The organism is Tenacibaculum litopenaei, from assembly GCF_964514025.1.
GTDB lineage: Bacteria > Bacteroidota > Bacteroidia > Flavobacteriales > Flavobacteriaceae > Polaribacter > Polaribacter litopenaei.
In genome coordinates this window covers 257219-273310 of the sequence record NZ_CAZEQT010000003.1, presented here as the reverse complement: position 1 = coordinate 273310, position 16092 = coordinate 257219, and the positions used below count along the sequence as shown (strand labels likewise).

General features: G+C 41.4%; 14 protein-coding genes. 8 read left to right on the top strand and 6 right to left on the bottom strand.

What is annotated here, in order from left to right; genetic code table 11:
• Nucleotides 1-68: 68 nt before the first annotated feature.
• The 6 genes from ilvA to ACKTS5_RS05735 are packed head-to-tail and all read right to left on the bottom strand — an operon-like array spanning nt 69 to nt 7732.
• On the bottom strand, nt 69-1334 hold the full coding sequence (ilvA, locus tag ACKTS5_RS05760; protein WP_408042896.1) for a threonine ammonia-lyase IlvA: 1266 nt from the start codon (nt 1332-1334) through the stop codon (nt 69-71).
• Nucleotides 1335-1336: 2 nt separating this feature from the next.
• On the bottom strand, nt 1337-2833 hold the full coding sequence (ilvC, locus tag ACKTS5_RS05755) for a ketol-acid reductoisomerase (RefSeq protein ID WP_408042895.1): 1497 nt from the start codon (nt 2831-2833) through the stop codon (nt 1337-1339).
• Between the two features lie 24 nt (nt 2834-2857).
• On the bottom strand, nt 2858-3382 hold the full coding sequence (ilvN, locus tag ACKTS5_RS05750) for an acetolactate synthase small subunit (RefSeq protein WP_408042894.1): 525 nt from the start codon (nt 3380-3382) through the stop codon (nt 2858-2860).
• A gap of 2 nt (nt 3383-3384) precedes the next feature.
• Nucleotides 3385-5118 (bottom strand): biosynthetic-type acetolactate synthase large subunit, encoded by a 1734-nt coding sequence (ilvB, locus tag ACKTS5_RS05745; protein ID WP_408042893.1) that lies wholly within the window; start codon nt 5116-5118, stop codon nt 3385-3387.
• A 47-nt stretch (nt 5119-5165) separates the two neighbouring features.
• Complete coding sequence (gene ilvD, locus ACKTS5_RS05740; RefSeq protein ID WP_408042892.1) at nt 5166-6842, bottom strand: dihydroxy-acid dehydratase; 1677 nt, start codon at nt 6840-6842, stop codon at nt 5166-5168.
• Between the two features lie 2 nt (nt 6843-6844).
• Entirely contained in the window at nt 6845-7732 is an 888-nt protein-coding gene (locus tag ACKTS5_RS05735) for a branched-chain amino acid transaminase (RefSeq protein WP_408042891.1), read from the bottom strand.
• Between the two features lie 889 nt (nt 7733-8621).
• Here ACKTS5_RS05735 and ACKTS5_RS05730 point away from each other — a divergent pair.
• From ACKTS5_RS05730 to ACKTS5_RS05695, 8 genes are read left to right on the top strand one after another with little or no spacing between them, the layout of a single operon-like run.
• Nucleotides 8622-9254 (top strand): GNAT family N-acetyltransferase, encoded by a 633-nt coding sequence (locus ACKTS5_RS05730; protein ID WP_408042890.1) that lies wholly within the window; start codon nt 8622-8624, stop codon nt 9252-9254.
• Nucleotides 9229-10407: an argininosuccinate synthase gene (gene argG / locus ACKTS5_RS05725; RefSeq protein WP_408042889.1), complete on the top strand. Its 1179-nt coding sequence runs from the start codon at nt 9229-9231 to the stop codon at nt 10405-10407. The genes ACKTS5_RS05730 and argG overlap by 26 nt, the downstream gene beginning before the upstream one ends.
• A 5-nt stretch (nt 10408-10412) precedes the next feature.
• A complete protein-coding gene (gene argC, locus ACKTS5_RS05720) occupies nt 10413-11372 on the top strand; it encodes an N-acetyl-gamma-glutamyl-phosphate reductase (RefSeq protein ID WP_408042888.1) in 960 nt (319 codons plus the stop codon).
• A 21-nt stretch (nt 11373-11393) separates the two neighbouring features.
• On the top strand, nt 11394-12194 hold the full coding sequence (proC, locus tag ACKTS5_RS05715; RefSeq protein WP_408042887.1) for a pyrroline-5-carboxylate reductase: 801 nt from the start codon (nt 11394-11396) through the stop codon (nt 12192-12194).
• A complete protein-coding gene (locus tag ACKTS5_RS05710) occupies nt 12191-13324 on the top strand; it encodes an aspartate aminotransferase family protein (protein WP_408042886.1) in 1134 nt (377 codons plus the stop codon). The genes proC and ACKTS5_RS05710 overlap by 4 nt, the downstream gene beginning before the upstream one ends.
• Before the next feature lie 4 nt (nt 13325-13328).
• Nucleotides 13329-14264, top strand: coding sequence for a Rossmann-fold NAD(P)-binding domain-containing protein (locus ACKTS5_RS05705; protein WP_408042885.1), 936 nt, complete (start codon nt 13329-13331; stop codon nt 14262-14264).
• Complete coding sequence (argB, locus tag ACKTS5_RS05700; protein WP_408042884.1) at nt 14261-15034, top strand: acetylglutamate kinase; 774 nt, start codon at nt 14261-14263, stop codon at nt 15032-15034. The genes ACKTS5_RS05705 and argB overlap by 4 nt, the downstream gene beginning before the upstream one ends.
• Nucleotides 15031-16092: a M20 family metallo-hydrolase gene (locus ACKTS5_RS05695; protein ID WP_408042883.1), complete on the top strand. Its 1062-nt coding sequence runs from the start codon at nt 15031-15033 to the stop codon at nt 16090-16092. The genes argB and ACKTS5_RS05695 overlap by 4 nt, the downstream gene beginning before the upstream one ends.

Below are 16092 nucleotides of genomic sequence, written 5' to 3'. Positions count from 1 at the left end.
AACAAATTGTTCGGGTTTTTTTATTAAAGAAAAACAAACTGCGCAATAGCGACTTTTTTATGAAGGGTTTATACCAAAAATTCAAATAAATCCGGTTTGTTATTAAGGTATTCACCGTAAAAATTACGTGCTTTCATTCGTTCAACTAAAGGCTCCAAATCTGTAGGAGAAGCCAATTCTACCCCTACAACGGCAGGACCATTTTCTCTGTTTGTCTTTTTGGAATACTCGAAATAGGTAATGTCATCACGCACTCCTAGTACATCTCTTACAAACTCTTTAAGCGCCCCTGCACGCTGAGGAAAGCGTATGATAAAATAATGCTTTAATCCCTGATACAACAAAGCTCTCTCTTTGATTTCAGCAGTACGAACTATATCATTATTACTTCCGCTGACCACACATACCACTCGTTTGCCCTTAATTTCCGTTTTCAAGAATTCTAGTGCAGCAATTGTCAATGCTCCCGCAGGCTCGACCACAATAGCTTCTTTGTTGTACATATCTAAAATTGTTTGACACACCAAACCTTCAGGCACCGTCAAAAGCTCGTCTAGATTCTCTTGGCATATGGGATAGGTTAAATCACCCACCTGCTGCACTGCTGCACCGTCGACAAATTTATCGATACTGGCCAGTTTACGGTTGTGCCCAGCCTTAAACGCTGCCTGCATAGACGGAGCCCCTAAGGGTTCTACTCCTATTAGCTTCGTCGAAGGAGACAGTAAGCGAACCATAGTAGACACTCCTGAGGCCAGTCCACCACCACCTACTGGAACCACGACGTAATCAGGAGCTTCTAATAGCTGCTCTAATAGCTCGAGCCCGACAGTGGCTTGTCCTTCGATAATCTTTTTATCGTTAAAAGGATGGACAAAGGTTTTTTGATGCGTATCACAAAACTGTTTTGATGCTTTGTACGCATCATCAAAGGTATCTCCAATGAGTTGAACATCTACATACGCACCACCAAACATCTTTACTTGTTCCAACTTTTGTTTAGGTGTTGGCGCGGGCATAAAAATAGTGCCCTGAATCTTTTTTTTATGACAGGCAAAAGCCACGCCCTGGGCGTGATTTCCAGCACTTGCACATACAATCCCACGTTCCAGCTCTGCTGGTGTTAAACTGCTAATTTTATTGTAAGCACCACGTATTTTATACGATCGTACTTGCTGCAAATCTTCACGTTTAAAGTAAACTTCAGCAGCGTATTTTTTTGAATACGAAAAATTTTGGAGCAGAGGCGTTTGGGCAACCACCTCTTTCAAAGTAGTTGCCGCCTCCTTAACTGCATTTAATTTAGGAAAATACAATGTTGTTTTTACTTCCATTTCTATACTAAAACAGGCTCTTTCACCTCTGGTTTTATTGTTTTCATCGCAGTCATTGCCAAGCGTAAACTCTTCCCAGTCTCTTCTACAGGATGGTTTCGTATAGCCGCATTCACTGCTATTAATTGCTGATTATCGACGGTATTCGACTGTGCATACGGTTTTCCGATTACGGATAGGTCTTGTTTTTTTACAAATTCCTTTAACAGAGGGCGGCATGCGTGGTCAAATAAATAACATCCGTATTCTGCCGTATCCGAAATAATTCTGTTCATTTCAAACAGTTTCTTTCTGGCAATGGTATTGGCAATTAACGGTGTTTCGTGTAGTGACTCATAATACGCCGACTCCTCAATGATTCCGGCTTCTGTCATGGTTTCAAAAGCGAGTTCCACTCCCGATTTTACAAACGCAACTAATAGCGTTGCATGATCAAAATACTCTTGTTCGTCTAATGCTTGCTCAAAAGCCGTAGTTTTCTCAAAAGCACTCTCCCCTGTTTCTGCTCTCCAACGCAACAGATCTTCATCATTTTTAGCCCAATCGTCCATCATGGTTCTAGAAAACTTCCCTGACATGATATCGTCCATATGCTTGTGAAAAAGTGGACGCATCAATCCTTTTAACTCTTCAGCTAGCTCATAGGCTTTAATCTTTGCAGGGTTCGACAATCTGTCCATCATATTGGTAATTCCTCCGTGTTTGAGCGCCTCGGTAATCACTTCCCATCCGTATTGTACGAGATGCGCAGCGTAACTAGGATCCACTCCTTCTGCAACCATTTTATCAAAACTCAAGATTGATCCGGTTTGTAATACACCACATAAAATCGTTTGCTCTCCCATCAAGTCAGATTTCACCTCTGCTACAAATGACGATTCCAAAACCCCAGCCCTGTGTCCTCCTGTGGCATAAGCATAGGCTTTAGCCTGAGCCAAACCTTTTCCTTCAGGATCATTTTCTGGGTGTACAGCAATTAGGGTAGGCACTCCAAACCCGCGTTTGTACTCTTCGCGAACTTCTGTTCCTGGACATTTTGGAGCCACCATAATTACAGTTATATCTTCACGTATTTGCATCCCCTCCTCCACGACATTAAATCCGTGAGAATACGAAAGGGTTGCTCCTGGCTTCATCAATGGCATTACAGTTGAAACCACTTTAGTATGCTGTTTATCAGGCGTCAAATTACACACTACATCTGCCTGAGGGATCAATTCTTCAAAAGTTCCCACCTCAAAACCGTTTTCCGTCGCATTTTTGAAGGACGCACGTTGCTCTTGAATTGCCTGTTCACGCAGAGCATACGATACTGACAAGCCAGAATCTCTCATATTGAGTCCTTGATTAAGTCCTTGAGCACCGCAACCTACGATCACCACTTTTTTACCCGCTAAAGCTTCGATACCGTTTGCAAACTCCTCAGATTCCATGAATCTACATTTCCCTAGCTGCTCTAATTGCTCTCTAAGAGACAATTGATTAAAATAATTTTCCATACTGATATTATCTCGTTGTTTGTTTTATTCAAATGATTTAATTAATTCAGAAACTTTCATTTCTTCTTTTGTAATGGCAATTCGACCTGAACGTACAAATTGCATTATTCCGTGTTTATCCAATAAATGATAGAGTTCTTCGACCTCCTCTTTAGTACCTGATTTTTCCAAGACGAAAAAATCTTTATTGATATTGATAACTTTCGATTTACTACTATTTATAACCGTCTGAATCTCGTCGTTCCCCATGAGTAAATCAGTACTTAACTTAAAAAGACATGATTCTTGATAAATGGTTTCATCAGTACGATGATAAAAAGCCTTAATTACTTCTACTTGCTTTTCTATTTGCCCGATAATTTTTGACACCTGATCTTGGGTCAATTTCACCAACAAGGTAAATCTGGACACGCTTTTAATTTCGGATTTTGACACATTAACACTTTCTATATTTAAGTGTCTTCTTTGAAAAATTGAGGATATTCTATTTAACAATCCCACATTATTTTCGGTGTAAATCGAGATGGTATAGGTTTCTATTGCACTCATAATTATTCTAGTCTTATATCTGATACTGACGATCCTGTTGGTATCATTGGAAATACATTATCTTCTTTTTCAACACACACCTCCAAAAAGTACGCCTTTGGAGACTGCATCATTTCCTGAACTGCTGCCGAGAGTTCTTCTCTTTTCGTTACGCGATTCGCATCGATGTGGTAACCTTTTGCAATGCTTACAAAGTCAGGGTTTACCATTTCAGTAGAAGCGTAACGCTTGTCAAAAAACAACTGCTGCCACTGCCTAACCATGCCTAAAAACTCATTATTTAAAACCACAATTTTCACGGCTGCACCTGTTTGCAGGATGGTTCCTAGCTCTTGTATGGTCATCTGATACCCCCCATCACCTATGATCGCAACAACTTCTCTCTCGGGCGCCCCCATTTTTGCTCCAATGGCTGCTGGTAAGGCGAAGCCCATAGTTCCGAGACCACCTGAGGTGATATTACTTTTGCTTTTGGTGAACTCGGCATAACGACAGGCAAACATTTGGTGCTGTCCTACGTCCGATACAATTACTGCTTCTCCTTTTGATGCCTGATTAATTTCCTTAAGTACTTCGCCCATGGTCAATCCCTCCTTCTCAGGATACAGTACATCTTTAATCACCTTATCAAATTCTAAGGCATCGTGCTTTTTAAATTCTTCCAACCACGATTGATGTGATTTATCAGCTACCAAAGGAAGTATTTGCGCTAAGCTTTCTTTAGCATCTCCTAAAACGGCAACATCTGTTTTCACATTCTTGTCTATTTCAGCGGGATCTATTTCAAAATGGATCACCTTTGCTTGTTTCGCATAGCGATTTAGGTCACCTGTTACCCTGTCATCAAAACGCATACCTATGGCGATCAACACATCGCATTCGTTGGTTAATTTATTGGGACCGTAGTTTCCATGCATTCCTACCATTCCAACATTCAAAGGATGTGCGGTGGGTAATGCTGACAGGCCTAAAATGGTCCATGCAGCCGGTATCCCACTCTTTTCGATAAATGCTTTGAATTCCTCTTCAGCATTTCCGAGAATAACCCCTTGTCCAAATACCACCATTGGCTTTTTGGCGGCATTGATAAGGCTTGCCGCATCTTGTAGCACTGAGGCTAACACAGGCGTTTTCGGAGTATAACTGCGTATTGACGTACATTTTTTATACACAAAGTCAAACTCTTCAAACTGCGCATTTTTAGTAATATCAATCAATACCGGTCCTGGGCGTCCCGATTTTGCGATATAAAATGCTTTGGCCATTATTTCAGGGATTTCACTAGCCTTGGTTATCTGATAGTTCCACTTGGTTACCGGCGTCGAAATCCCGATAATATCCGTTTCCTGAAAAGCATCAGTTCCGAGTAAGTGTTCTGCTACTTGCCCAGTAATACAAACCATGGGAGTAGAATCAATTTGCGCATCTGCTATTCCAGTTATTAAATTGGTTGCTCCAGGACCTGAGGTCGCAATAGCCACCCCTACCTTTCCACTCACGCGAGCATAACCTTGCGCAGCGTGGGTTGCTCCTTGCTCGTGTCGTGTTAATACGTGATGAATTTCTTGTTGGTATTTATAAAACTCATCATATACAGGCATAATTGCCCCTCCCGGGTATCCGTACAATACATCCACCCCTTCTGCCAACAAACATTTTATTACAGCTTCTGCTCCCGATATTCGAGTTGTTTGATCGCTAATTACTGTCGTTTTTTCTTTTGTTTTTGTAGCCATAGTACTGTTGTTTTTTCCAGTCTAGATTTGATTGCTATTTTTTGCTTTTAAAATTCATCTGTTACACAACCTCGAGAAGCCGAAGCCACTGTTTTTGCATACTTATACAACACTCCCCTATTCACTTTTAACGGTGGAGCTTGCCAATCGTTCCTCCTCTGTTCGAGTTCTTCGTCGCTGACTTCTAAAGTGATGGTGTTTTCCTCTGCGTTCAATGTAATCATGTCGCCGTTTTTCACGAGCCCAATCACTCCTCCTTCTTGTGCTTCCGGGGTAATATGCCCAACGACAAACCCGTGGGTTCCACCTGAAAAACGACCATCGGTTATCAATGCGACTTCTTTTCCTAAGCCAGCTCCCATTATCGCCGCTGTTGGTTTTAACATCTCAGGCATTCCCGGTCCTCCTTTCGGGCCTTCATAACGAATTACTACCACATCTCCCTTAGATACTTTTCCATCTCTAATACCGTCATTTGCTTCGTATTCTCCTTCAAAAACCTTGGCTTTTCCTCTGAAAACAACTCCCTCTTTACCCGTTATTTTGGCAACTGAACCTTCACTAGCTAGATTACCGTACAACATGCGTAAGTGTCCTGTTTCTTTAATAGGATTCTCCAAAGGTCTAATTACCTCCTGACCTGCTTGTAAACTCGGCACTTCAATCAAGTTCTCTGCCAGGGTTTTCCCTGTAACGGTCATACAATCGCCATGCAACAACCCTTGCTCCAATAAGTACTTTAGTACTGCTGGCGTTCCTCCTACATTGTGAACGTCTTCCATAAGGTACTGTCCACTCGGTTTTAAATCTGCTAAAAATGGAGTTGTATCAGAAATGCGTTGAAAGTCAGCTAAAGTAAAGTCGACATTTGCTGCTTTTGCTATCGCTAAAAAGTGTAATACAGCATTCGTAGAACCACCCATAACAGTTACCAAACGCACTGCATTCTCCAATGATTTCTTAGTGACGATATCCGAAGGCTTGATATCCTTTTCCAGCAGCACTCTCAGGGCTCTCCCCGCAGCGACACACTCCTGTTCTTTATCGTTACTGATTGCAGGGTTTGATGAATTATAAGGCAAACTCATCCCCAGTGCTTCAATGGCTGAGGCCATCGTATTTGCCGTATACATACCGCCACAAGCTCCCGCTCCTGGACAAGCTTTCTCAATAACAGATTGATATTGCTGTTCGTTAATGGTACCGGCTACCTTTTCACCCCAAGCTTCGAAAGCAGAAACTACATCCAGCTTTTTTCCTTCGTGACACCCTGAGGCTATAGTTCCGCCGTAAACTAATACGGAAGGCCTGTTCAATCGCAGCATTGCCATCAATGCTCCAGGCATATTTTTATCACAGCCTACCACTGTGACGAGACCGTCGTAGGACATGGCCTGTACAACCGTTTCCATGGAATCAGCGATAACATCACGCGATGGTAATGAAAATCGCATCCCAGGAGTTCCCATAGAAATACCATCAGAGACTCCTATCGTATTAAAAATCAGACCCACCAAATCCTCATCTTCAGTACCTTGCTTCACTAATTTCGCTAAATCATTGAGGTGCATATTGCAAGGATTTCCTTCATAACCTGTACTAGCAATCCCGACAAAAGGCTTGGTTAAATCTTCATTTGACAACCCAATGGCGTGCAACATTGCCTGTGCCGCGGGCTGTGTATCGTCTTGAGTAACTCGTTTACTAAACTTGTTTAATTCCATTTCTAAAGTACCGTTTGTTTCTTTCGAAGCCCTAAAACTTCTTGTTTGTATAATTTCATTAATTGATTTCCCTTTGAGGATTTCCACTCCATAGGAAACTCGTATTCATCTATCGATTGTAATCCAATAACTTCAGCTGCCGTCCCAGTAAAAAACGCACTATCCGCACTCTTCAAATCGGCTAACGTAAAGTGCTGCTCCTTCACTTCAAATCCAAGCTCTTCGCACAACTCCAACACCGTTGCCCGTGTTATACCTGCCATGATATGACCTTTGGGTGGAGTGTATAAACAACCGTCTTTCTCCATAAAAATATTAGCTCCAGAACACTCGGCCACATGACCGTTCATATCTAACAACAGAGCTTCATCATAACCAGCACGCTTCACCTCGTTACTCGCCAAAATAGAGTTGATATAATGCCCAGTAACCTTTGCCTCTACAAAGCAGGCATTGGGATTAGGACGCTGAAAACGAGAAGTTTTTACGCGCAACAAACGCTCTCCCATCAATTTACCCCACTGCCAACACTGGATAATTAGATCAGAGCCCTCTGCCGAGAACACTCCCATATTTTCTCCGGTTACCACCAAGGGCCTGATATAAGCATCTTTTAAGCCATTTCGCTCTAAGAGTTCATAGGTTAACTCCGTTAATTGAGCCACGGAATAGTCAAAATCTATGTTCATGACTTCCGCACCAAACTTTAGGCGCTCATAATGCTCCTTTGCTTTGAAAATCTTAGCTCCTTCAGAAGTTTCATAGGACCTGATCCCTTCAAAAACTCCGTTGCCATAATGCAAGGTTTGACTGTATAAGCTCACCTTTGCTTCAGTAGCCTTTACAAATTCTCCATTGTAAAATATCACTGTATTTTCATCGTAGTACATGGTGTTGTGTTTTTAATTCGAAATTATTTTATTGGTTTTTGTATTTATTTAATTTTTGCTTTACCGAATGATTCCTATCTCGTTTTCAACAAATCCAACAATCTAAAAATCAACTATTTAACTGAAAAACTTTATGACAGTCAGCAATAAAAAAAAGCCTGTATCAACGGATTGACACAGGCTTTTCTATAGGGTAATAACCATCTGTATCAACTCGGTGGTGAGCTAATAATGACACAAATAATAATTACGACGATGTTGCTTACTAAATTCATTTTAATCAAAAAAAAAGACTTCCTAATTTCTCAGGAAGTCTATTCAATATATTTTTATTTTTTAAATACTTACTCCCTATCCTTGTGAACAAATCACAACGACAATAATAATGACAGTAATAATATTTAAAACTCGGTTTCTCATGTGCTACAAAGATTTGAAATATTTTTTGTAAAAAACAAACAATTTCTAAAAAAAATATCCTAAACCTCTTTTATACAATATATTAAAAGGACTATTTTTTAATCATTGCTAAAAAATAACACAAATTATTTGTCCATATCAAAATTTAATCTTTAGATTTGCCCCATCATGAAAACACAAAAATTATACTTCGTAATACCCAGTATGCTAGTGCGGTCGTAATTGACATCACTAAGCCCTTCTATACCCACTGCGTATTGTATAATTTTTAATTCATTGTTTTGACTCCAATCAACTTACACACATTTACAACCTATTTTACAAACCGAACCCTTCAAGGTTCCCGGAGTCCCTTTTTTCCTTCAAGTCCTTCGCGTCCGTAAAGGTACTTGAAGCCTAAGAGCACAGGTGCGCCCTGCTCTCTCATCACCCGATTTCATTAGATATTTTTTAACACAAATACATTGGTATGCAAATAGTTATTGCAAACAATTCACATGTATGCTACAGTGAATTGATTTGTGCCACCATTGAAGAAGCGGCTCAAATTAGAGGTACCGGAATTGCCAAACGCCAACCAGAATACATTGCAAAAAAACTGATTAACAACGAAGCTGTCATTGCTTTAGACGGTAACAACTTCGCAGGTTTTTGCTATATCGAGAGTTGGCAACACGGCAAATACGTAGCAAATTCCGGTCTTATTGTTCATCCTGATTACCGAGGCACCGGATTGGCCAAAAAAATCAAAAAAGCCATTTTTGACTTATCGAGAGCCAAGTATCCAAAGGCTAAAATTTTCAGTATTACCACAGGATTAGCGGTTATCAAAATGAATAACCAGCTCGGATACAGACCAGTTACCTTTTCTGAACTCACCCAAGACCCACAATTTTGGAAGGGCTGTGCTACTTGTGTCAATTACGACATTTTACAACGTACTCAACAAAAAATGTGTTTGTGTACAGGCATGTTATTTGACCCAAAAGAAACCCCTAAGAAAATCAAAATCAAGGACAAAGTATTTCAACGATTAAAGAGACTCAAACAAAACATTTTACTAAAAAAAACAACACATGAAAAAAATAGTACTAGCCTATAGCGGAGGATTAGATACCTCATACTGCGCAGCCTATCTCAGCAACCAACAGTATGAAGTACATGCTGTTTGCGTTAACACTGGTGGTTTTGACACTCAAGAACTGGCACACAATGAAAAAACAGCTAAACAATTAGGAGTGAAAAGCTATACCACTATCGAAGCCACTGAAGACTATTACCAACAGGTAATTAAGTATTTGATATTCGGGAATGTACTCAAAAACAATTGCTATCCACTATCCGTAAGTAGCGAACGTATCGTACAGGCGATAGCAATTGCAAATTTCGCAAAAAAAATAGGTGCAAGTCATCTTGCTCACGGAAGTACTGGAGCGGGTAATGATCAAGTTAGGTTTGACATGATCTTTCAAACCTTAGCCCCAGAATTGACTATCATCACCCCAATTAGAGACCTCCAACTCACAAGACAAGAAGAGATTGACTATCTAAAAAAACAAGGGATTCACCTCTCATGGAACAAAGCTCAGTATTCAATAAACAAAGGACTTTGGGGCACGAGTATTGGTGGTAAAGAAACACTGAACTCCCGTGATCCTTTGCCAGAAGAAGCCTATACCCCAGTCAGCTACGAGCACAAAAAAACAACCGTTACGCTGAGCTTTGAAAACGGAGAACTCAGTGCTATCGATCAGGTTCGTGGGAATAGCATTGACAACATTAAAAAGCTCAATTCCTTAGCACTTAGTTACGGAATTGGTAGAGATATTCATGTGGGCGACACCATCGTCGGGTTAAAAGGAAGGGTTGGATTCGAAGCTCCTGCAGCAGTGCTCATTATTAGAGCTCACCATCAACTCGAAAAACACGTGCTCAGCAAATGGCAATTACAACACAAAGATCAACTGGCCAATTACTACGGAATGCACCTGCACGAAGGTGATTATTTGGATCCAGTAATGAGAGATTTGGAAGCCTTTCTAACCCACAGTCAGCAACGCGTCACCGGGGAGGTATATTTAGAATTACACCCTTACAGATTCACCGTTAACGGTATTTCATCACCGTTCGACCTCATGAATTCAAAATACGGAATCTACGGAGAGATGAACACTTTGTGGACTGCCGAAGAAGCTAAAGGCTTCATCAAAATAAATGCAAATCAACACAAAATACACCAACAGGTTAAACAATAAAAATCATGATTGAAGTAGGTATTATCGGAGGAGCTGGCTATACAGCAGGAGAACTCATAAGAATCCTTATCAACCATCCAAAAGCTCATCTGAGCTTCGTATACAGCACCTCGAACGCAGGCAACGCCATCAGTGATATTCATCAGGATTTAACAGGAGACTGCTCCCTAAAATTCAGCAGTGCTATTCAAGATAATGTGGATTGTGTTTTTCTATGCCTAGGACATGGAAACTCCTCAAAATTCTTAGCTGAACACTCGTTTTCTAAGCACACTAAAATCATTGATTTAAGCAATGATTTCAGACTGACTGCGCAGGCTAATTCCGAATTCGGCAATTTCGTTTACGGACTGCCTGAATATCAAAAAAGTGACATTCAAAATGCCAAAAACATCGCTAATCCAGGATGTTTTGCTACAGCCATCCAGCTAGCACTACTTCCACTGAGCACCGAAAAATTACTGACCAAACCCGTTCACATTCAAGCGACAACAGGCGCAACAGGAGCAGGTACCTCTCTGAGTCCTACCTCTCATTACGCTTGGAGAGATAATAATTATTCGTATTACAAACCTTTCACCCATCAACATTTACCTGAAATTCAACAACACACAAATACTGAACAACTATTTTTCATGCCGTTTAGAGGTAACTTTTCTAGAGGAATATACGCCACTCTTTACACAGAAATCAACGCTTCGGAAGCAAATTTGCAGCACCTGTATCAGAGTTACTACGATTCCGCACCTTTTACCCACGTTACCTCAACACCGGTGCACCTAAAGCAAGTGGTAAACACCAACAAATGTCTGATACACCTGCATAAGCACAACAATACACTACTCATTACTAGTGCCATTGACAATCTTTTAAAAGGTGCATCAGGACAAGCAGTTCAAAACATGAATTTACTATTTGACTTACCTGAAACGACAGGTCTGCAATTAAAAGCGAGCTATTTCTAACACTTAATCACAGCACTCATTATGAAAACAGCCATCATCGGAGCCGGAAACCTAGGTAAATCAATAGCCAAAGGCCTTCTTAAAAACGAACAACTAGAGCAATTATACCTCACGAAACGCAATCTTGAGGAATTGAATGAATTCCAACACTATCCTGAAGTAACCCTGACTACCAATAACGCGTTGGCCATTGCGCAGTCAGCAATCATAATTCTTGCCGTACAACCGCAACACTTAAAACCAGTACTGCAAAACATAGCCGAACATTTAGGTCCTAAACACCTTGTCATATCAACAATTACTGGGGTAAGCATAGCGCAATTAGAAGCACTGTGCCCTCCAAAAACAGCTATTGTAAGGGCCATGCCTAACACCGCCATTGCAGTCAATACCTCTATGACGTGTCTGTGCGCTAATTTACCAGGCAACGAACGGATTCAGGAAGCAGCATCCATCTTTGAGCATCTCGGAACAACGCTACTCATCCCTGAACACCAAATGCAAGCAGCTACGGTAGTCTGCGCTAGCGGTATCGCTTTTTGGATGCGGCTTATCAGAGCCACCACCCAAGCAGGCATACAACTCGGGTTCGATGCCAAGGAAGCACAAATGCTAGCCATGCACACCTGTCAAGGAGCAGCAAATTTATTGATTCACACAGGAAATCATCCAGAACAAGAAATCGATAAAGTAACGACTCCAAAGGGTTGTACTATAGAAGGCCTTAACGACATGGAAAACAATGGACTTAGTGCAGCGCTAATTCAAGGCATGCTCAGCTCCTTCAACAAAATTAATACGATTAAAAAAGAACAAACATGAAACTATTCGACGTTTACCCATTATACAACATAACTCCAACTTCAGGAAAAGGAGCCTACATCTACGATGAAAACGAGCTGAAATACCTCGATTTATACGGTGGACATGCCGTTATCTCTGTGGGGCATTCCCATCCTACATACGTTCAAAAACTACAAGACCAACTCAGCAAAATTAGTTTCTACAGCAATGCCGTTCAAAATCCGTTGCAAGTTGCATTGGCAGATAAGCTCAAGGAGTTTTCTCCTTGCAAAGAACATCAATTATTCCTTTGTAATTCCGGAGCCGAAGCAAATGAGAATGCTTTAAAACTGGCCTCGTTCCACAATGGAAAGAAAACAGTGCTCGCCTTCAAAAATGGATTTCACGGTAGAACCTCAGCAGCAGTTGCAGCTACCGACAATCCCAAAATTACGGCCCCTTTAAACCAACAACAAGAAGTTGTGTTTTGCGAGTTTGGCAACCTAACAGCAGTAGAAGAAGCCTTCAATCAACACGCTATATGTGCCGTAATTTTTGAAACCATTCAAGGAGTAGGCGGTTTAGAAGAAGCGACTAGCGATTTTTATCAGCGCCTCGCCTCGCTGTGTAAAGAACACAACAGCATACTCATTGCAGATGAAGTGCAATCGGGATTCGGAAGAACTGGTGATTTCTTTGCCTTTGAAAAACACCAGATCACGCCCGACATCATTACCATAGCGAAGGGTATGGGAAATGGATTCCCTGTTGGCGGCGTCCTAATCAGTCCTGAAATCAAAGCGAGTTATGGACTCTTAGGAACCACCTTTGGAGGGAATCATTTAGCCTGCACCGCTAGTTTAGCCGTACTCGAAATTATGGCCTCTGAAAACCTACTAACACAGGTCCAAAAAATGTCGGACTACCTCATTGCCCAGGTACAAACCATCCCTGAGGTCAAACACATCAAAGGACGAGGACTTATGTTAGGATTGGAATTTGATTTTCCGATTAGCAAATTAAGGAAACAATTAATTGAGCATCAGCAAGTATTTACAGGAAGTTCAAAAAACCCTCATCTACTGAGAATACTCCCTCCATATTGTATTGGGCATGAAGAAATTGACCTGTTTATCCAAAAACTAAAAAGTGAATTAAAAAATCTCTAACACCATGAAAAACTACATTGATATTCCTGATAAGGAGGTTACAACATCACTTATCAAGTCGGCAATGAATCTCAAAAACGACCCGTTTAAAGATCTTGCCATTGGAAAAAACAAAAGACTCATCATGCTGTTCTTTAACGCTAGTTTACGAACGAGATTAAGCACTCAACAGGCCGCCGAACAACTGGGAATGCACGTGAGCATTTTAAACATTTCTACTGCCTGGTCTATTGAATTCGAAGACGGAAGCATCATGAACCTGGAAAAAGCTGAGCACGTAAAAGAAGCTGCTCAGGTAATATCTCAGTACTGTGATATTCTAGCGATTCGAGCATTCCCCAGTCTTACTGACAAGGAAAAAGACCTCAGTGAACAGCTCATTAACGGATTCAAAACACACGCCTCAGTACCGATTATCAATATGGAAAGTGCCACAGCTCATCCGTTACAAGCACTAGCTGATGCACTCACTATTAAAGAAATGTCGACAAAATCAACACCTAAAGTTGTACTCACTTGGGCACCCCACCCTAAAGCCCTTCCGCACTCTGTAGCAAACTCATTTATCAAGATGATGCAACAGCAACCGGTTGACTTTAGCATTTGTCACCCTGAAGGGTATGAGCTTGATCCGAACATAACTAAAAACACGCCTATCAGTTACAATCAGGAAGCAGCACTTCAAGGAGCGGATTTTGTGTACGCAAAAAACTGGAGCAGTTTTAACCAGTACGGACAGGTTACAAACCAAGACAGTTCCTGGATGCTTACTGAGCAAAAACTTGATCAAGCACAGTTTATGCATTGCTTGCCCATACGAAGAAATGTAATTACCGAAGACGCTGTGCTAGACGGTAAAAAGTCACTAGTTATACAACAAGCAAACAATAGAACCTACGCTGCACAGGCAGTCATTAAAGAACTATTACTCAACTCATGAAAACATTAAAAATCATAAAAATAGGAGGGCACATCATCGATTCACCTAAACTGCTTACGGAGTTTTTAGAACAGTACGCACAACTAGCCGCCCCAAAAATCCTAATCCATGGAGGAGGTAAAACTGCGAGTACGCTCGCGGAGAACCTCGGCATTCCTGTAAAAATGGATCAAGGGAGAAGAATCACTGACGAGGAAATGCTCAAAGTAACCACCATGGTATACGCCGGATTGTTAAACAAACATATCGTAGCTACCTTGCAAGGAGCCCAATGTAATGCTATCGGACTCACCGGTGCAGACGCAAATTGTATCGAGGCGCAAAAACGCCCGGTAACCGATATTGATTACGGATTTGCAGGTGACATTACAAAAGTAAACACTCAACTAATACTAAGTCTGTTAGAACAGCAGTTATCTCCTGTCTTTTGTGCTGTTACCCACGACAAAAACGGGCAACTCCTCAACACAAATGCCGACACCGTAGCAGCGGCAATTGCCAGTAGTTTAAGCGCTGAATTCGACGTAATGCTCTATTACTGTTTCGAAAAAAAAGGTGTTTTAAAGGATCTTCACGACGAGGGAAGCCTGCTAGAAACACTCTGTTTGGACGACTTTACCTCACTGCAGCAAGAAGGCATTATCGCTAGTGGAATGATCCCTAAACTACACAACTGTTTCGAGGCTTTAACCCATGGTGTTACTGCGGTAAAAATTGGAATCCCAGCAATGCTTTTTTCTAACATCCCACATACAACTGTTCAATTATGACACTAAAGACACTTACTACGAAAGCCATTGGCTTGTTAGAACAACTCATCGAAACCCCTTCTTTTTCATCTGAAGAATCGGCAACAGCGAGTTTATTAGAACATTGGTGTAAAACACACGAAATCGCTTACACACGAATCAATAATAATGTTTGGGCAAAGAACAAATTCTTTAACCCTAGTTTGCCTACACTACTGTTAAACTCACATCACGACACTGTAAAGCCCAACAACGGCTATACTAAAAATCCTTTTCAGGCAATCCGAGAAGACGGTAAGCTTTACGGATTAGGGAGCAACGATGCTGGTGGCTGCTTGGTATCATTACTAGCAACCTTCACGTATTTCTACGCCCAACCCAACCTAAAATACAACTTGGTTTTCGCCGGAACGGCAGAAGAAGAAAGCAGTGGACCAAACGGATTGAATAGCCTACTGCAAAACCTACCTCCTATAGATGTCGCTATCGTAGGAGAACCTACAGAAATGAAACTTGCCATCGCCGAAAAAGGGTTAATCGTGTACGACGCTGTAGTGAGCGGAACTCCAGGTCATGCAGCGCATCCCAATGACGACAATCCCATTTACAAGACCGTAGATGTACTGCGTTGGTTTCAACAAGTACAATTCGAAAAAGAATCAGAAGTACTAGGCCCTGTAAAAGTTACTGTAAGTCAAATAAACGCGGGAAAGCAACACAACGCCATTCCCTCACAAGTAAACCTCGTAGTTGACGTTCGCGTTAATGACCGATATCAAAATGAAGAAATCGATCGCTATTTCCAACAATACGCTCCGTGTACTATGACTGCTAGGGGACTACACCTCAACGCCTCGTCCATTCCAGCTCATCACGAATTGGTGCTCGCTGGAAAAAAACTCGGAATGCCGAGCTATGGGTCACCGACCCTTTCAGATCAGGTCGTATTGAACTGTCCCTCATTAAAACTAGGTCCTGGTGACAGCACGCGTTCGCATACTGCTGACGAATTTATTTACCTGCGTGAAATCGAGGCGGGCATTGAACAATACATACAATTATTAAACAACGTAATTTAA

What these genes read in the sequence shown, in the direction of transcription:
- ilvB (WP_408042893.1), bottom strand. Translation starts at nt 5,118, where the DNA reads ATGGCTACAAAAACAAAAGAAAAAACGACAGTAATTAGCGATCAAACA.
- ACKTS5_RS05705 (WP_408042885.1), top strand. Translation starts at nt 13,329, where the DNA reads ATGAAAAACTACATTGATATTCCTGATAAGGAGGTTACAACATCACTT.
- argG (WP_408042889.1), top strand. Translation starts at nt 9,229, where the DNA reads ATGAAAAAAATAGTACTAGCCTATAGCGGAGGATTAGATACCTCATAC.
- ilvA (WP_408042896.1), bottom strand. Translation starts at nt 1,334, where the DNA reads ATGGAAGTAAAAACAACATTGTATTTTCCTAAATTAAATGCAGTTAAG.
- ilvC (WP_408042895.1), bottom strand. Translation starts at nt 2,833, where the DNA reads ATGGAAAATTATTTTAATCAATTGTCTCTTAGAGAGCAATTAGAGCAG.
- argB (WP_408042884.1), top strand. Translation starts at nt 14,261, where the DNA reads ATGAAAACATTAAAAATCATAAAAATAGGAGGGCACATCATCGATTCA.
- ACKTS5_RS05735 (WP_408042891.1), bottom strand. Translation starts at nt 7,732, where the DNA reads ATGTACTACGATGAAAATACAGTGATATTTTACAATGGAGAATTTGTA.
- ilvN (WP_408042894.1), bottom strand. Translation starts at nt 3,382, where the DNA reads ATGAGTGCAATAGAAACCTATACCATCTCGATTTACACCGAAAATAAT.
- argC (WP_408042888.1), top strand. Translation starts at nt 10,413, where the DNA reads ATGATTGAAGTAGGTATTATCGGAGGAGCTGGCTATACAGCAGGAGAA.
- proC (WP_408042887.1), top strand. Translation starts at nt 11,394, where the DNA reads ATGAAAACAGCCATCATCGGAGCCGGAAACCTAGGTAAATCAATAGCC.
- ACKTS5_RS05710 (WP_408042886.1), top strand. Translation starts at nt 12,191, where the DNA reads ATGAAACTATTCGACGTTTACCCATTATACAACATAACTCCAACTTCA.
- ACKTS5_RS05695 (WP_408042883.1), top strand. Translation starts at nt 15,031, where the DNA reads ATGACACTAAAGACACTTACTACGAAAGCCATTGGCTTGTTAGAACAA.
- ilvD (WP_408042892.1), bottom strand. Translation starts at nt 6,842, where the DNA reads ATGGAATTAAACAAGTTTAGTAAACGAGTTACTCAAGACGATACACAG.
- ACKTS5_RS05730 (WP_408042890.1), top strand. Translation starts at nt 8,622, where the DNA reads ATGCAAATAGTTATTGCAAACAATTCACATGTATGCTACAGTGAATTG.